Source organism: Campylobacter showae (assembly GCF_900699785.1).
GTDB lineage: Bacteria > Campylobacterota > Campylobacteria > Campylobacterales > Campylobacteraceae > Campylobacter_A > Campylobacter_A showae_D.
In genome coordinates this window covers 1,436,489-1,452,183 of record NZ_LR535679.1, presented here as the reverse complement: position 1 = coordinate 1,452,183, position 15,695 = coordinate 1,436,489, and the positions used below count along the sequence as shown (strand labels likewise).

At 48.6% G+C, this 15,695-nt stretch carries 17 protein-coding genes; 2 read left to right on the top strand and 15 right to left on the bottom strand.

From position 1 onward, the window contains the following. Positions 1–52 precede the first annotated feature (52 nt). From E4V70_RS07285 to aroQ, 13 genes are all read right to left on the bottom strand, one after another. The gene (locus tag E4V70_RS07285) at positions 53–535 is read right to left on the bottom strand and encodes a nuclear transport factor 2 family protein (RefSeq protein WP_122862470.1); all 483 of its coding nucleotides are present in this window, start codon (positions 533–535) and stop codon (positions 53–55) included. A 229-nt stretch (positions 536–764) separates the two neighbouring features. Continuing rightward, positions 765–1,781 carry a tRNA 2-thiouridine(34) synthase MnmA gene (mnmA, locus tag E4V70_RS07280; RefSeq protein ID WP_122862469.1) on the bottom strand — a complete coding sequence of 339 codons (1,017 nt, stop codon included), beginning with the start codon at positions 1,779–1,781 and terminating at the stop codon, positions 765–767. A 592-nt stretch (positions 1,782–2,373) separates the two neighbouring features. Then, positions 2,374–2,589 carry a hypothetical protein gene (locus tag E4V70_RS07275; protein ID WP_122862468.1) on the bottom strand — a complete coding sequence of 72 codons (216 nt, stop codon included), beginning with the start codon at positions 2,587–2,589 and terminating at the stop codon, positions 2,374–2,376. Between the two features lie 40 nt (positions 2,590–2,629). Beyond that, positions 2,630–3,226 carry an LOG family protein gene (locus E4V70_RS07270; protein WP_122862467.1) on the bottom strand — a complete coding sequence of 199 codons (597 nt, stop codon included), beginning with the start codon at positions 3,224–3,226 and terminating at the stop codon, positions 2,630–2,632. A gap of 132 nt (positions 3,227–3,358) precedes the next feature. Then, positions 3,359–4,195 carry a flagellar motor switch protein FliY gene (fliY, locus tag E4V70_RS07265; RefSeq protein ID WP_122862466.1) on the bottom strand — a complete coding sequence of 279 codons (837 nt, stop codon included), beginning with the start codon at positions 4,193–4,195 and terminating at the stop codon, positions 3,359–3,361. Continuing rightward, complete coding sequence (gene fliM / locus E4V70_RS07260) at positions 4,188–5,291, bottom strand: flagellar motor switch protein FliM (RefSeq protein WP_122862465.1); 1,104 nt, start codon at positions 5,289–5,291, stop codon at positions 4,188–4,190. The genes fliY and fliM overlap by 8 nt, the downstream gene beginning before the upstream one ends. After that, positions 5,291–5,986 (bottom strand): RNA polymerase sigma factor FliA, encoded by a 696-nt coding sequence (locus E4V70_RS07255; protein WP_122862464.1) that lies wholly within the window; start codon positions 5,984–5,986, stop codon positions 5,291–5,293. Before E4V70_RS07255 ends, fliM begins: the two co-directional genes overlap by 1 nt. Beyond that, entirely contained in the window at positions 5,970–6,323 is a 354-nt protein-coding gene (locus E4V70_RS07250; protein WP_122862463.1) for a hypothetical protein, read from the bottom strand. The genes E4V70_RS07255 and E4V70_RS07250 overlap by 17 nt, the downstream gene beginning before the upstream one ends. Positions 6,324–6,338: 15 nt before the next feature. Next, the gene (locus tag E4V70_RS07245; RefSeq protein WP_122862462.1) at positions 6,339–7,205 is read right to left on the bottom strand and encodes a MinD/ParA family protein; all 867 of its coding nucleotides are present in this window, start codon (positions 7,203–7,205) and stop codon (positions 6,339–6,341) included. Further along, complete coding sequence (gene flhF / locus E4V70_RS07240) at positions 7,202–8,608, bottom strand: flagellar biosynthesis protein FlhF (RefSeq protein WP_122862461.1); 1,407 nt, start codon at positions 8,606–8,608, stop codon at positions 7,202–7,204. The genes E4V70_RS07245 and flhF overlap by 4 nt, the downstream gene beginning before the upstream one ends. 110 nt (positions 8,609–8,718) lie before the next feature. After that, positions 8,719–9,219 (bottom strand): 2-amino-4-hydroxy-6-hydroxymethyldihydropteridine diphosphokinase, encoded by a 501-nt coding sequence (gene folK / locus E4V70_RS07235; RefSeq protein ID WP_122862460.1) that lies wholly within the window; start codon positions 9,217–9,219, stop codon positions 8,719–8,721. Then, on the bottom strand, positions 9,216–10,241 hold the full coding sequence (locus E4V70_RS07230; RefSeq protein WP_122862459.1) for a M24 family metallopeptidase: 1,026 nt from the start codon (positions 10,239–10,241) through the stop codon (positions 9,216–9,218). Before E4V70_RS07230 ends, folK begins: the two co-directional genes overlap by 4 nt. A gap of 13 nt (positions 10,242–10,254) precedes the next feature. Next, the gene (aroQ, locus tag E4V70_RS07225) at positions 10,255–10,737 is read right to left on the bottom strand and encodes a type II 3-dehydroquinate dehydratase (protein ID WP_122862458.1); all 483 of its coding nucleotides are present in this window, start codon (positions 10,735–10,737) and stop codon (positions 10,255–10,257) included. 91 nt (positions 10,738–10,828) lie between these two features. On the opposite strand from aroQ, the gene mqnF reads away from it, so the two are divergent. Next, entirely contained in the window at positions 10,829–12,052 is a 1,224-nt protein-coding gene (gene mqnF, locus E4V70_RS07220) for an aminofutalosine deaminase family hydrolase (protein ID WP_122862457.1), read from the top strand. A gap of 164 nt (positions 12,053–12,216) precedes the next feature. Next, complete coding sequence (gene sppA, locus E4V70_RS07215) at positions 12,217–13,086, top strand: signal peptide peptidase SppA (protein WP_122862456.1); 870 nt, start codon at positions 12,217–12,219, stop codon at positions 13,084–13,086. Positions 13,087–13,458: 372 nt separating this feature from the next. Here the strand turns inward: sppA and thiF are convergent, their stop codons facing one another. Further along, complete coding sequence (thiF, locus tag E4V70_RS07210; protein ID WP_122862455.1) at positions 13,459–14,313, bottom strand: sulfur carrier protein ThiS adenylyltransferase ThiF; 855 nt, start codon at positions 14,311–14,313, stop codon at positions 13,459–13,461. 47 nt (positions 14,314–14,360) lie between these two features. After that, positions 14,361–15,452, bottom strand: coding sequence for a bifunctional diaminohydroxyphosphoribosylaminopyrimidine deaminase/5-amino-6-(5-phosphoribosylamino)uracil reductase RibD (gene ribD / locus E4V70_RS07205; protein WP_122862454.1), 1,092 nt, complete (start codon positions 15,450–15,452; stop codon positions 14,361–14,363). Positions 15,453–15,695: the final 243 nt, after the last annotated feature.

Below are 15,695 nucleotides of genomic sequence, written 5' to 3'. Positions count from 1 at the left end.
TAAATTTATACGTAAATTTACGGCTCAAAGTCTCGCGTGCATAAATCAAATTTCACTTTTCCCCGCTAAATTTATCGTAAATTTGACCGAGTTTTGAGCGTTTTTTGCGTGCTTGCAGCTCTTTTAGGAAGTTTTTATTGCCCCTTTGTACGGCGGCGGCAAACCGAAACGAAGTGATCTTGTATTCGCCCGAAACCCTAAATATCTCAAAAATCTGACGCCCAAATATCTCCCACGGCTCGATGCCGGGCGCGGTGTAAACCATGTGCGCGTGGCACTCGGCGCTGATGCCCTCCTGCGCGGGCAATAGCTCAAAGTTGCTAAGCGAAGCGTAGGTCTGCGCGTCCTCGAGCAGCTGCTGCCACGACGTCACGAACTCGTCCGCGCTCACGAGCGCGCCGCGCATACCGTTTAGGCTCGAGTGATCGACGAATACGACGTCGGCGAAGCACTCGCGCACGCGCTGGGTTTGCTTGCGATCGGCGGCGTTGATCATTTTGATGATGAGCTCCTCGGCGATCTCTTTTGGATTCATCTTGCGTCCTTTGATTATTTTTGTATATTTTAGCGATTTTAGGCTAAATTTGAAGCATGAAAGCAGACTGTAAAATAAAGAAAATTTGAGGATTTTGCGCGGCGGGCGGTAAATTTGACTAGATCTTAAATTTGATCAAATGCAGGTAAATTTGACCAGCCTTGCCCGTAAACGCCGATCTAAATTTGACAAACTTTACCGCTCCAAGCGATCAAATTTAAGATAAAATTTACAGGATAAATCCGCTGCCGATAACCAGCTCGCCTCTATAAAATACCGCTAGCTGCCCGCTAGCCACGCCAAACGCGCTCTGTTTTAGCTCGACCTCGGCGGTGCCGCCGTCTAGCACTTTTACGCGCGCGTTTAGCCCTATACTGCGGTAGCGCACCTTCACGTCGCAGTCAAACTCGCTCTCGTCTGTGAACAAATTTAGGCTATTTACCGCGATCTTACCGCGCTCAAGCTCCTCTTTGCTACCCACGACGATGCGGTTATTTGCCGCGTCGATAGCTAGCACAAAATGCGGCTCGTGCGCCCCAAATACCTCAAATCCGCGCCTCTTGCCGATCGTGTAGCGCATGTAGCCGTCGTGCCGCCCGATCACTCGCCCAGAGCTATCGACCACGTCGCCGGGTAGATCCGTCTCGTAGTGCTTGTTTAGCACCTCGATATAGGTGTCCTCGACGAAGCAAATCTCGCTGCTCTCGGCCTGCTCGCCGTATTCGCGAAAGTTCGGCAATGACTTTGCCAGCTCTTTTATATCTTTTTTAAATTTATCCCCGAGCGGGAAAATCATATCGGCGATTATCTCTTTTGGCACCTGCGCGACGAAGTAGCTCTGGTCTTTGCTAGGATCGGCGGCGACCCTGATGAGGCCGTCTTGAACGCGGATGTAGTGGCCTGTAGCGAGCTTTTCGCAGCCGATACTTTTGGCGAATTTTAACAGCTCGCCGAATTTTATAAAACGGTTACAAAGTGCGCACGGATTTGGCGTGCGACCCTCTTTATAGGCGCCGACAAACGGCGTATAGACGTATCTGTCAAACTCATCTTGCAGGTCGATCACGTGATATTTTATGCCCAGATACTCGCACGCGCGGGCGACTTTGCCGATGTTTTGCTCGTGGTAGCCGGGCTTTTTGTGTAGTTTCATATAGCAGCCCACGACCTCGTGACCCGCCTCCAGCAGCATTTTGGCGCTCATGGTGGAGTCGACGCCGCCGCTCATGGCCATTAGTATTTTCATTTTTTCTTTCCTATTGCGAGGGCTTGTCTTTTTAGCGCTTTTTGCGGAGCTTGTAAATTTTCGGCTCGATGAACTATGTGTTCTATCTACGCCGAAAATTGACGGCACAGCCGCAAAAATCTTCTAAAAATACCGCACCCTAAAGTTTTGTATTTTAAATTCGGCTTTAAAAATTTACAAATCTCGCCCTAGCCCCACAATAAGACAAATTCGTATAAATTCGGTGCGATTATATAAAAAATAGCTTAATAGGCTATAAATTTGCGAGCCAAGGATAGCGAGCTAAGCGGGCATTTAGCTTTTGTGTCTTGATCGGCTCTGAATTTTACGCACCGAGACGGCAACGCAGAATTTGCAAACGGCGATGACGCAGTTAAATTTACCGAATTTTACGTAGAAAATAGACTTCGTGAGCTGAGAAAATTTATAAATTTAAACAGGGTGCTTGGAGTGTAAATTTAAAAGGTTTGCTCATTAAATTTACTAAAATGTAGGCGGGCTAAATTTGCAAAAATCAAAATTTAACGCCGAACGCTAGATATCCGCACCCAGCAAATTTGCAGACCGAATTTACCCTCAAGCCTGCTTGCGGCTATTGGTCTTGAGTTTCGCCGTCTTTTAGATCTTTATCTAGCTTTAAATTTTCATGTATCATGTCCGCCGCCAGCGCAGTGACGAAAACTACGGCGGTTAAAATCAACAAAGGGACGCGCGCGCCGTCAAATTTGACGGCGATATAGCCGAAAATAGCGATAAAAACGAGGCAAATCAGCACAAAAGCGATCCTATCTCGCATCCTGTCAAACATCGCCAAATCCTCAAAATTCGTAAAATTTTATAACGCTCGCCTAGTCTAAAATCCGCAAAATTTCATCTCTCACGGCATCCAGATCGTCGCTGATCGTATAAAGCGACAAATCCTCCTCGCTAACGGCTTTTTCGCGTATCAGCGTAGTTTTGATAAAATCGTCGAGCTTGCTCCAAAACTCGCTGCCGATAAGGAAAATTTTAGTTTTTTTGGCGCCTATTTGCGCGAGTACCAGGATCTCAAACAGCTCATCAAGCGTCCCAAAGCCGCCCGGAAACACCAAAAACGCGCTCGAGCGCTCGATGAGGGCAAATTTGCGAGCGGATAAATTTGAAAAGACAAAATTGCTCGTGGCGTATCTGTTCGTCACTTGCTCAAACGGAAGCACGATGTTTAGGCCCACGGACGGACTTTTGCCGCTCTCGTACGCTCCTTTATTAGCAGCCTCCATCACACCCGGCCCACCGCCGCTAACGACAGCAAAACCGCCGTCGGCAAGCTCTTTTGCGAGGCTAAAAGCCATTTTACAGTATTTGCTATTTTCGTCAAATCTAGCCGAGCCGAAAAACGTAACGCTAGGATTTTTATAAGTCGCAAAATCCCTAAATTTGGCCAGATCGTTTAAAATTTCATCCATTATTTCTCTTTGCGGTTAAATTTGCGCTTGCGGGGTTAAATTTATGCGCCGTAGTTTCGCGCTCAAATTTGAGCAAAAGCGCACCCGAGATAAAGCGAGGCTAAATTTAGCCTCTTATTTCTAAATTTAACCTTATCTAAGCTGCTCTAAGCGCTCTTTTTTCGTGCCGATCTGAGTGATCTGGATGCCGAAGTTGCCGTCCACGATGACGACTTCGCCTAGGGCTACGACCTTGTCGCTGATCAAGATCTCAAGCGGGTCGTTTGCGAGCTGATTTAGCTCGATGACCGAGCCTATGTCCATCGTGAGCACGTCTTTTAGCAGCATTCTTTTTGAGCCGATGCGTACGTGAAGCGGCAGGCGCACATCCATGATGAGCCCGATATTTCGCATCTCTTCGGCGCTTAGATCGCTTTTTGCGGCAGCTGCTTGCTGGGCGGCGGGCTCTTTTTGATCTTTGTTAAAAAACTTAACTAACGAAAAATCAAGCACGATAGCGATATGTTCGCTGATGTCGCCGATTTTTACGGAGTAGATGTAGATTTTTTCAAACGCGCTTACGTCTAAATTTGCGCTCTCGTCGAGGAAATTTACCTTCGCGACCTCGAAATTTAGCTTCGGCATGCCTTTTTGCGCGCCAAGGCTCGTAGAAAATGCGCCGAGGATATTTGAAAATACCTCTTTTGCGGCGTCTAGCTCGTCCTCGCTTAAATTTTCGTTGCGCGAGATCTCTTCTTCTCCGAGCATCCACTCGCCGATCGCGCTCATCAGCACGGGCGTAGCTACTAGCATCATCTTTGCCGTCGTATCGCCGCCGACGGTCACGTTTGCCACGGCTAGAGGCGGTTTTATACCTTCTTGCTTGGGCGCGTCGTATTCGTTTCTCTCGCCTATCTCAGGCGTCCTGCCCGTTAGTCCCTCGATCGTAGCCTTTACTTCATTTACGAAAATTTTCAAAAAATCATTCATCGTCTTCACCCTCGCCTAATATATTATCCTCGTCGTCCTCGTCTTCTTGCTCGTAGCTCATGAGCTTGGCTTTGCGCTCCTCTTCGTACTGCTCGAGGATGTTTTTGATCTCGTCCTTGTCGCTTCTGATTAACTCTTCTATGCGGATAGATTTTCTAAATCTATGCAGCCCGACCTCGGCCAAAAATACCTCTTTTTTATCTATCGTGACGATAGCTTTGTCGTTTGCCGAGCGGTCAAGACGCAGTATGTCGCCCTCTTTTAAATTTAAAAACTCGTTTACGCTAACGACGCTTTTGCCCAGTATCGCCTCATACAGCACCTCAGCGCGCCCGATTAGCGTTTTTAGCTCTTTGTTTCGGCTCTTTTTCGCGCTCGTTTCGCCAAGCATTATGTCGCGGTTGGCTAGGCGGCTCAAGATCGGCTCTAGGTAGATGACCGGATAGCAGATGTTTATCATGCCGCTTGAGTTACCTACGATGATCTCCATGACGACCATTATCACGATCTCGTTTTGGCTGACGATCTGCACGACGTTTGGGCTACTCTCTTTAGCCTCGACGTTTGGGTACATATCGGTGATCATCGCCCAGCTCTCTTTTAGGCGCTGCATCATCATCCTTAGGATCGCATCGAGCAAATTTACCTCGATATCGGTTAGCTCCCTGCTAGCCTCAAAGCCCTCGCCGTTACCGCCTAGTAAGCGATCTATCATCGGAAATGCGATGCTCGGGTTTATCTCCAAAACGCAGTTGCCGTCAAGCGGCTTGATCGAAAAGACGTTAAAGCTAGTAGGACTCGGCAAACTCATCAAAAACTCGCCGTAGGTCATCTGATCCACGCTATGTAGGCGGATCTCCACGATACTTCTCATAACGCTTGAAATTTGAGAAGCCAAATTTCTCGCAAGCTTGTCGTGTATGCCCTTTATCGCGCGCAGTTGTTCCTTGCTGACGCGGTTTGGGCGTTTAAAATCATAGATTATTACCTGGCGCTGCTCTTCCTTGCCGCCCTCGCCGATCGACCCGCTCGCCTCTTCGTCGTCTACGACTTCTAGTAGCGCGTCTATCTCTTCTTGACTTAAAATGTCCGCCATTATTTGCCCTCAAGCTTTTTTCTTATTTTTTCCATCAAGCGCTTATGGATCTGCGATATCCTACTCTCCGTGATGCCCAAAATCTCGCTGATCTCCTTTAGACTCAGCCCCTCGTAATAATAAAGCTGCACGATGAGCTGATCGCGCTCCTCAAATTCGTTTAAAATTTGAGCTATCTTTTCTATCAAGTCCTCTTTTTCGATCCGCTCGAGCGTATTTTCTTCGCTCATTAGCTCCATTTGATCGTCGATATTTAGGACGGCGACGACCGCGCTCACGTTTCTTGCTTCGCTTACTTTTTCTATATCGACGCCAAGCTTTCCTGCGATATACGCATCGTCGGGCTCGTGCTCAAATTTATTAAAATACTCGTCCACCAAAGCCTCGATAGACTTTACCAAAGTGCGGTCCGAGCGGCTAACCACGTCAAGCCCGCGTAAAAAATCAAGCATCGCGCCGTAAACTCGCTTTTGAGCATAGCCCCAAAACGAGTCGTTTTGCTCTTTGTCGTACTTTCTGGAGAGCTTTACCATCTCCTCAAGCCCGGCGCCTATCAGGTCGCTAACGTCGATATGAGCCGGCAAGCGCTCCTTTAGCCTAAAAGCCATCGCGCGAAGAGCTGGCATGTAGGCTAGTACGATGTCGTCTTGCTCTTTTTTTATCGTCTGAGCGTATGGATTAAGCGGCTTTTGCATTACTTTCGTTGCTCTTATTTAACGTTTGCTTTATCAGTATATTTTCGTTTGCGAGCTTGCTTAAGAGATTATCTATTCGTTTTTCTCTAAGCGCTAGTTCGCCGATTAGATAATCGGCCCTTTGCTCGTATAGTTCCTTATCGAACCGCCTTTTTAGCGACGCTTTGGCGTCTAAATAATTTATAATAACCACGTGTACTAAAAGATAGAAAAAAAACGTAATGAGAAACGTATAAACCAGCATGTCTATCGGGTCGTTCAGCTTTAACGCCGAAAAAGTCGCGCCGATGAAAAATCCACAAACCGTAAAAAATGCTATAAAATTTTCCGCTCTCAAAGTAAAATCCTAAATTTAAAATTGCTCCATTAGCCGCCTAAAAAAGCCGCTGAAGCTGTTAGTCGTACTTGGATTAAGCACTTTTTGTTCCAATCTATAAAGTAGCTTTGATGCCACCTGCTCAAGCTCCATGCTCGCGGCATCATACCTGCTGTCGTCGGTAAAAAGCGTGCGCTGTTTTATGCTGCGAGAGACGTTTTTATCCTCGCTAATAGCGCCCAAAAACTCCAAATTTAACGGATTTTCGATATTTGCCCTGGCTACCTTGCGCACATGCTCAAATATCCTAACCGCCTCCTTTTCGCTCCTTACCATGTTAAAAAGCATTAGCAAGTTGTCTTTGTTTTTCGAGGTGATTTTGATGACGGCGTAGGCGTCGGTTATCGCGGCGGGATCTGGCACGGTGACTACTATAACCTCGTCTGCGGCTTCTAAAAACAGCTGCGTGTTTCCGCCGATGCCAGCGCCCGTGTCGATGATGATAAAATCAAGATCATCAAGGCTCGAGGACTCCTCAAAAAAGCGCTCGTATAAAAATTGGTTGTTAAATTTAAGTATCTCGTCTCCGCTCTCGCCGGGAATCAGCGTCAAATTCGGTTTTACCTCGATCAAGATATCCTTTAACGAGCACTCGCCTTTTAGCACGTGGAGCAAATTTTTGCTTATGCGCACGTTTAAGATAACGTCTAAATTTGCTAGCCCTATGTCCGCGTCAAAAAGCGCGACTTTGTAACCGTTTCTAGCGAGGATATTTGCCAAATTTGCGCTTATGGTGCTCTTGCCAACGCCGCCTTTACCGCTGGTTACGGCGATGAAGCGCGTATTTTTCGCATTTGATCTAGAGGCTACTATATCTTTTAATTTCTCGGCTTGAGTGTTCATTTTTTATCCTTATTAAACCCTTGCAAAAGGCAATCGACCAAAAACTCGCTCTTAGCAACCATGATATCATCAGGCACCTCCTGCCCTAAGCAAAAGAAGCTAACGGGTTTATTTATCTCGTAAACTAGCGAAAATACGTTACCGAAAATTTTGGTTTCGTCAAATTTGGTGATGATCAAAGTGTCGATATCAAGGAAGCTAAAGCCGTTGTAAATTTCAAGCATATCATCGATCTTTGAGCCTGCGGAAAGCACCAAATTTACGTCTATTTGCGCGTCGCTATGCTTTAAAAACATTTCAAGCCTAGCTAGTTTTTCTTTATCGTACTGCGAGCTGCCCGTGGTATCTATGAGGATTACTTCGCAGTGATTTAGCTGTTTTAGCGCGTTTTTAAAATCCTCTACCTCGATAACGTCAAGGATCGGCAGCTTCATCATCTTTGCGTATTGAAACAGCTGCTCGACCGCGCCGATACGGTAGGTATCAAGCGTGATGATGCCCGTTTTTGCGCGTCTGCCCTCGCCGTAGGCAAATCTCGCCGCAAGCTTGGCTAGAGTCGTGGTTTTACCAACTCCGGTAGGTCCAACTAGCATCATGATTTTTTGTTTTCTATTGTCCTCTTCGCTCCTGCACGGAAGCATCTTTCTAAGCAGCGAGCTAAAATATCTCCTCACCGCGGTCGGATTGGCCTTCATCTGAGGCGACATATTTTCCGCGGTTATTTTCATTATCTGCTCGAGGTGTTCTTCTTTCATGCCGCTATTTTTGGCGTCTTTGTAGATGCCGGCAAACTCTGGCGGTATGATTAGGTTGTTTCTGGCACCCGCTCGCTCCTCCCAGAACATATCGGCTATCATATTTACTTTTTCGCTTAGCATACTTACTTGCCTTGCGACGTCGTCGATCTTTTTGTCGTAAATTTGATCCTGACGGCCGGGCGCGGTTTCGATATTTGCTATCTGGCTTATCTCTTTTGCGGCTTTTGAGATGTTTAGGAGTATGTCCTCGCCGCTGTTTTGAGCGGTTTTGTAGTTTTGATTCCCCGGCGCGGTTCTTGTGGAATTTTGGGTCAAATTTACCGCCGCTTTGGCGTTTTGCTGCTCGGCTCTAAAAAGCTCGCGCTCGTCTAAAATGATCTTTTGCGGTCTTTCATCTTTGGGTGTTTGAGCGCGCAAAAACTCCTCGTAGCCCTTTAAATTTTGCTTTTGTGGCTGATTTTTTTTCTGCTCGCTCGCGTCCTCTTCGACGCTAACTAAAATTTCATAAAGCGGCTTTTTATTGATCGTCTTTGGCTGAATTTGCTTCGTCGTTACCAAGATCGCCCTCTCGCCGCACTGAGCCTGCGCCTTTTTTAGCGCTTCCATACTGCTCTCGCCGGTAAACGTATAAAACTTCGTCGCCAAATCTTCTCCTTCGTTTCTCGCTAAATTTCGCCGCCGCACCGAAATCGTCGCGGCAAAGGCTATGCATTTTCCGTTCCCGCTTCAAATTTAGGCTTTGCGGCCGCTAAATTTTAAAATTTCACTCCGCTTTTGCTAACGCGCTTCATCGTTCCAAGCGGCAAAATCACGCTAGCCCTGCTTCTTGCGCCCGGATGCGGTAGTACTAGCCGCGCATCGTTTCTACTTCGTCCGCTAAAATACAAAATATCTATATCAAGCGTTCTAGGCGCGTTTTTAAAGGTTCGCACGCGCCCAAAACGCCTCTCTAAATTTGCCGTTATTTTTAAAATTTGCCTTGCGGCAAGGCTCGTTTGTACGAGCGTTACGGCATTTGTGAAATCAGCCTGCTCCTTAAACCCAAACGCCTCGTTGATGAGGAGAGCAGAGTTTTCGACGACGTGAAACCTGCTATCACGGCTAAGTTTAAAATGCAGCCGACAAAAGCGCTTTTTCACGTCGCCGATATTGCCGCCAAGGCCCAAAATAACGCTATTTTTAAAGCCCGGTTTAAAATCAAAAACCTTCGGGAAAAAGAGGCATTTGCTAAAGCGCCTCGCTCCCGCTACTCTCATAAAATTTCAGCCCCATTTTCGCGCACGACGACGACGTCCTCGATGCGCACGCCAAATTCGCCGGGCAAGTAAATCCCAGGCTCCACGCTAAAGACCATGCCCTCTTTTAGCACGGTATCTCCGCGCTTTGAGACGAACGGAAGCTCGTGGATATCGACTCCCACACCGTGTCCGGTGCTGTGAAAAAACGCCTCACCAAAGCCATGCCTTGCAATAAAATCCCTAGCCGCCGCGTCGATCTCGCGCGCCTTTTTGCCAGGCATAACCGCCGCGATAGCAAGAGCTTGCGCCTCTTTTACGATCTCGTAAATTTCTTGCCGTTTGGCGTTTTTAAAATTTTGCTCCTTGCCGAAGTTAAAATTTTCGTCAAAGCACGCCGTGCGCGTCCTATCGGAGCAGTAGCGATTAAATTTAACCCCCGCGTCAAGCAGGAGCAAATCGCCGTGCCGCAAACGCTTTTTACCGGGCAGAGCGTGCGCCTTTGCGGCGCTTTCATTGATCGCGACGATAGGCGAAAAGCTAAGCGCGAGCTCGCCCTTTTTCTTAAAGATGAGCTCGGCGTTAAAAAACAGCTCCTCTTCGCTCATGCCTTCGCCCTTGGCGCGCACGAACGCGGCAAATTCGTCAAACCTCTGGGCACCTAGCTGCGCTGCTTGCTTTAAAATTTTTATCTCGTCTTCCGATTTTACTATGCGCGAAATTTGCGAAAAATTCGCCCGCGCCTTAAATCTTATCCAAAGCCCTTTGCTAAGCGCCTCCCACTCGCCCGCGCTAAAATCGTACGGGTTGTAGCTAAGCTCCTTTACGCCCGCCTTTCGCAAAAACAGCCGCGCGTCTTTTATCAAATTTCGTTCGACCTCGATAACTTCAGTATCGCGGCAAAGCTCGCGCGCCTCGATACTATAACGCGCATCGGTGAGGAAAAATTTGCGCCCCGCGAGACTTAAAAATATCGCGTTGTCGCAGCTGTATCCACACTCGTGAAATACGGCGTTTTCGTCCTTTAGGATAAAATTTTTCAAATTTTGCCTCGTTTTATTCCGCTTTTTCTCTCGCGGCTTTTAGCGCTTTTATCTGCTCGAAAATTTGCAGCATCGCGATCATAGCTAGGTGGTAGCCCACAGGCCCAAAGCCTACGATTTGTCCCGCAGTCACCGGCGCTATGAGGCTTTTTTGGCGGAATTCTTCGCGGCGGTGGATGTTGCTGATATGCACCTCGATAACCGGAAGTCCGACGGCTGCGATAGCGTCGCGGATCGCGATAGATGTGTGCGTGTAGGCGGCTGGGTTTATGATGATGCCGTCAAATTCGCCGAAGCACTCTTGGATTTTATCCACTAGTTCGCCCTCGAAATTGCTCTGAAAAAACTCGATCTCGATGCCGTTTTGCTCCGCAAAAAGCTTCATCTGCCCGTGGATATCCTCCATCTTCATCGAGCCGTAGATATCGGTCTCACGCGTGCCAAGCATGTTGATATTCGGGCCTTGGATGACCATTAGTTTAGATTTTGTTTCCATTTTTAGCCTTTTAAAAGATTTAAATTTAGCCTTGATTATACATTTTTTAAGCTAAATTTTCGCTACAATCACGAAAAATAGGAGCTTAAAAATGATCATCGTTAAACCGAAATTTACAATGCCGTGCGACGAAAATTTTACCGTTTTAGAGAACGCGGCAGTCGCCTTTGATGAGCGTATCCAGGCCGTTGGCGAGGCTGAGCAGCTGCGCAAAAGATACCCTAACACGCAGTTTTTCGAGTATCCTGACGCCGTTTTGGCGCCAGCTTTTATCAACCCGCACGTGCACCTGGAGTTTAGCGCGAACAAAACCAGCCTCGTTTACGGCGACTTTTTAGAGTGGCTAAGCTCGGTTATCGCCTCTCGCGGCGCACTCTCGCAGGCGGCAAACGAGGACGTCATCGCCTCTGCGATAAAAACCATGCAGCGTAGCGGCGTGGCGAGCTTCGGAGCGGTGTCGAGCTTTGGCGGGGATTTGGACGCGTGCGCGAACTGCGGCAGCAGGGTCGTGTTTTTTAACGAAATTTTGGGCACGAATGAAGCTGCATTAGAGCAAAATTTGGCAAATTTCACCGCCCGTTTTGAAGAGTCGCAAAAGCGCAAAAGCCCGCTTTTTACGCCTGCGGTTTCGGTGCACTCGCCCTACTCCACGCACCCTGATTTAGCCGCCGCAGCGCTAAATTTAGCCCGCGAGCGGAAGCTGGTCGTCTCGACGCATTTTATGGAGAGCGAGCATGAAAAAAGCTGGCTAGAGGGCGGCTCTGGCGGCTTTAAAGAGTGGCTGGGCAAATTTAACCCCGCGGCGCGTCCGCTTTATACGCCAAGCTCGTTTGTAGCGATGTTTGCTGGCGTTCGTACGCTCTTTACGCACTGCGTTTGGGCGGATGATCTTTCGGGCTTTGACCCGGAGCTTCACAGCCTCACGCACTGCGCGGTTTCAAACAGGCTGCTTAGCAAACACACGCTAAATTTACGCGCCGCTCTAGATGCCGGAGCGAGTATAAACATCGGCACGGACGGGCTTAGCTCAAATATGAGCCTAAATTTCCTTGACGAGCTGCGGGCGAATTTGCTCATTCACGCCGAATTTGATCCGCTAGATCTTGCTAAAATCTTGCTTCTAGCATCGACAAAAAACGCGGCAAAGGCGCTAAATTTAGACACAGGCGAGATAAAAACGGGCAAGCTAGCCGATCTCGCGCTCTACGGCGGTTTTGCAGACGCCGACGCTGCGCAGCTGCCTCTTATGCTCATCTTGCACGCAAGGGGTTGCGAGCGGCTATTTGTCGGCGGCGCGGAGGTAAATTTAGAGTAAAATTTGAAGCCGAAATTTTACGGGTTAGACCTTGGCGCGACAAAATAAAATGCCAAATTTAAACTCAAATTTGACGCCAGCCCCTCAAATCCGGCTCGCTAGCTAAATTTATAAATTTAAATGGTAAAATGCGCCCGATTTTAAATGAATTAAAGGAAAAAAAAATGGGATTTTTAAGATTTATTTTTGCACCGATTGCGGCGATTTTTAGGTTCATAAACACCTATTTTAAGGCGATGCTCTTTTTGCTCATCGTCTTTTTGATATTTTTTAGCGGCAAAGGCGAGAGCGTAAATCCGCCCAACCTAACCCAGATCAACCTATCGGGCGCAATCATGGACGCCGGCGAGGCGCTAGAAAAGATCGAGGCAGCGCGCAAGGACGGCAACATCAAGGGCGTGCTGCTTTATATCGATAGCCCGGGCGGCGCGCTGGCCCCTAGCGTCGAGCTGCACCTCGCGGTCAAAAATCTACGCGCCGCAAAGCCCGTGGTCGCGTATGCGGGCGGGTCGATGACGAGCGGCAGCTACTACGCGGGCGCTGGCGCGGACAGGATTTTGGCAAATCCGGGCGCATTTATCGGGTCGATCGGCGTGATAATGCAAGGCGCCGACGCCAGCGAGCTAGCGGCTAAAATCGGCGTCTCGCAGCAAGTCGTAAAAGCGGGCGAGTATAAAGAGGCGGGGACGTTTCTGCGCCCGTGGAGCAAGATCGAGCGCGAGCAGCTACAAGAGCTCGTAAACGCCAGCTACGAGATGTTCGTAAGCGACGTGGCGGCGGATAGAAATCTAGACGCAAACAAAAGCAAAGAGTGGGCAAACGCGCGGGTATTTCTCGCTCGCGATGCCGCAAAACTCGGGCTTATAGACGGCGTGAGCGATTATTATTCCGCGCGCGCCGAGCTAGAAAAGCTAAGCGGCGTGGCCGAGCCCGTCTGGGCAAAACCGTCCGTCTACGAAAAAGCGATGCAAAAATTTATAAATCAAGGCGCAAACTCGCTAATCTCGGCGTTTTTTGAGGCTAAGGCGAGGTAAATTTAAAAACGGCTAGATTTTATCGTCTTAAAATCTAGCCTTTCACGACCGCAAAACTCGGCTCTAGTCGGCACGGATAAAAAAGTTTTTAAAACGAACGTCAATTCGGAAATTTAGTCCTTATTTTTGCCTCGTAAGGCAAGATTTACGCGAAATTTTGATTCTAAATTTGTAATGGCAAAAGAGTCGCTAATGTACTGATTTTGTCGCTACAAATTTGCTCAAATTTAGAGCAATTACAAAAAACTCGTCAAAACCAAAAATAAGCGTGACGACAAAATCAACTTCAAGCGATTCTCAAGCAAATTTATAAAAAATAAGCAAAAATCCTAGCCGCAACCAGTGCAAGCTAAAACGCCGCCGCAGTCAAATTTAAACCTCCTCAAGCCCCATCAAAAGCCTAATAGCAAGGTTTGCCTCGTGATTTGCGCAGATCGCCACGCGCGCGGCCATGAGCCCCTGCCCTACGCCCGCAGCATTTTGCAGATCGCCACACAGATAGACGTTTCTGGCAAATTTGACCGTTTTTATGAGGTTTGAGCTAAAGTGCCCCGCCATGCCCGACGCGCCGACGATCTTTTTGTCCCGCAGGCTCGCGCCCGCCTCGTTCACCATCATCGCCTTGCCCGCGACGTTGTCAAAGGCCTCGCAGATAATGCTGCACGGCGCGAAAATCTCGGCGACGTTGGTAGCAGTTAGCGTCACGTCGTGCGTCACGACCTCGACGAATGGATTTACCTCGGCGATGAGCTCTTTTAGCGCGTCCGTCTTTTTCATGCCGATGTGGCGGACGAAGTACTGCTGACGGTTTAGGTTGCTAGGCTCCACGACGTCAAAGTCGGCCAGCACGAGCTTGGCGACTCCCGTGCGCGCTAGGCTTAGCGCGATATTTGAGCCAAGACCGCCAAGTCCTGCCACTCCCACGCAGCCGCTAGCTAGCGCCGCATTTAGCTCGGGGCTGTTTCTGGAGGCGATCATAGCTTTTAGCACTTCGCGTCCAGGCATCGCGCCGCGCCTAATGAATACGACGTTTGAGCCGTCTTTTATCTCCAAATTTTCCTTCGTCGCAAAGCCGTCGAGGATAAAGATATCAGGCTCGCTCGCGTTAAATTCGGCTAGAAATTTATACATCTCGCCGTTTTTATCGCTAAGAGCCTCGTTTTTTAGCTCATCCATCGTATTTGCTGCGACCTGGAATTTCGCTCCGTTTAGCGTTATCTCTTTCATTTTTCTCCTTTAAATTTACAAAATCATTTGGCTAAATTTGACGCGCTCTAACCCAAATCCTGCTCGATCCTATACCACCCGTAAACGTCGCCGTCAAGCTCGCCGTGGAATAGCGGTTTGAGTTTTAAATTTAGCCTTGCCGCGGGCGCCTCCAAAAGCTCGCTCGAGCGGTAGAGCAGCAGCCATTTTACGCGTTCATCTAGGATTTTTAGCGCGTTTTCGCCGCCCTCAAACATCGTTAAGCGCGGCGCGAAAGCTTCATTTATATCGCTTGTTACGCGCACGCTCCTACCCGCTACGCCAAAAAGAGGTATAGACGCGTCAAACTCTCGCTCGCGCGAGTAGATCATCACGTTTGGATTTTTGCCGCCCTCTATCAGCCTGGTATCAAGCCTCGGGCGGTCGGCGCGGACGGTAGCGCCGCCGATAACTAACAGCTCGGCCGCGCTGCGAAGGCGGTGAGAGTGGGTGCGGCTGGCCAAATTTGAGATGATTTTGCTCTGCGCGGTGCCGACTGCGACGCCGTTTGCGCTAAGAGCGAGCTTGAAAAAGCTAAAATTCCCCCTCTGCCACGCTAGAAACGGCTCTATTAGCTCGTCCGCCTGCTGCCTTAGTACGTCAAATTTGACCGCTACGCCGCCGCTTTGCAAAATATGCGCGCCGCCGCTAGCCACGGCGTTTTCGTCGCCTCTAGCGATAACGACTTCGGCAAATTTTAGCCGCCTTAAAAGCTCGGCGCAAGGCGGAGTTTTGCCGCGGTGAGCGCAGGGCTCGAGCGTCACGTAGGCCTTGGCGCCTTTTAGCAGATCGCCGTGATTTTGCAGGATGTATTCATACGTGAAATTTGGCTCCAAGTCCGCATTTTCAAGCTCTGCGGCGTTTTTAAATTTGACACCCAGGGCCGCATGATACTCACGTAAAAAATCGCTCAAAAACGCCTCGCTTTTTTTACAGAGCGCCAAAAGTACCGCGCTTGGCTCGGCGTGTAAAAAGCCCGCCTTTTTATGCGCGGCGACCGAGAGCAGTCTGCCGCCGGCATCTAAAACCGCGCAACCGACGGCTGGATTTGGGTAGGTTAAAATTTGAAACTCCCAAGCCTTTTTTATGGCTAGAGACATGTAAAATTCGTCGTTTATCATCGCTTCCGCCTCGTTAAATTTGAGCGTATTATACTAAAATTTGCGCGGCTAATTTTTAAATTTGACGCCCGTATTTTATTTGCTTGTTCGCCCAAACCCGCACCTTTAAGGCGTCAAATTTGATCCAGTTTGTGATATTAACGCTACACGGATAAGAGTTTTATAAATTTGATATTTTGAGCGAGAGTAAAGCGGTGCGGGTTTTGCCGATAAATTTAGACGTAAAACAGTCGCACCGAAGAA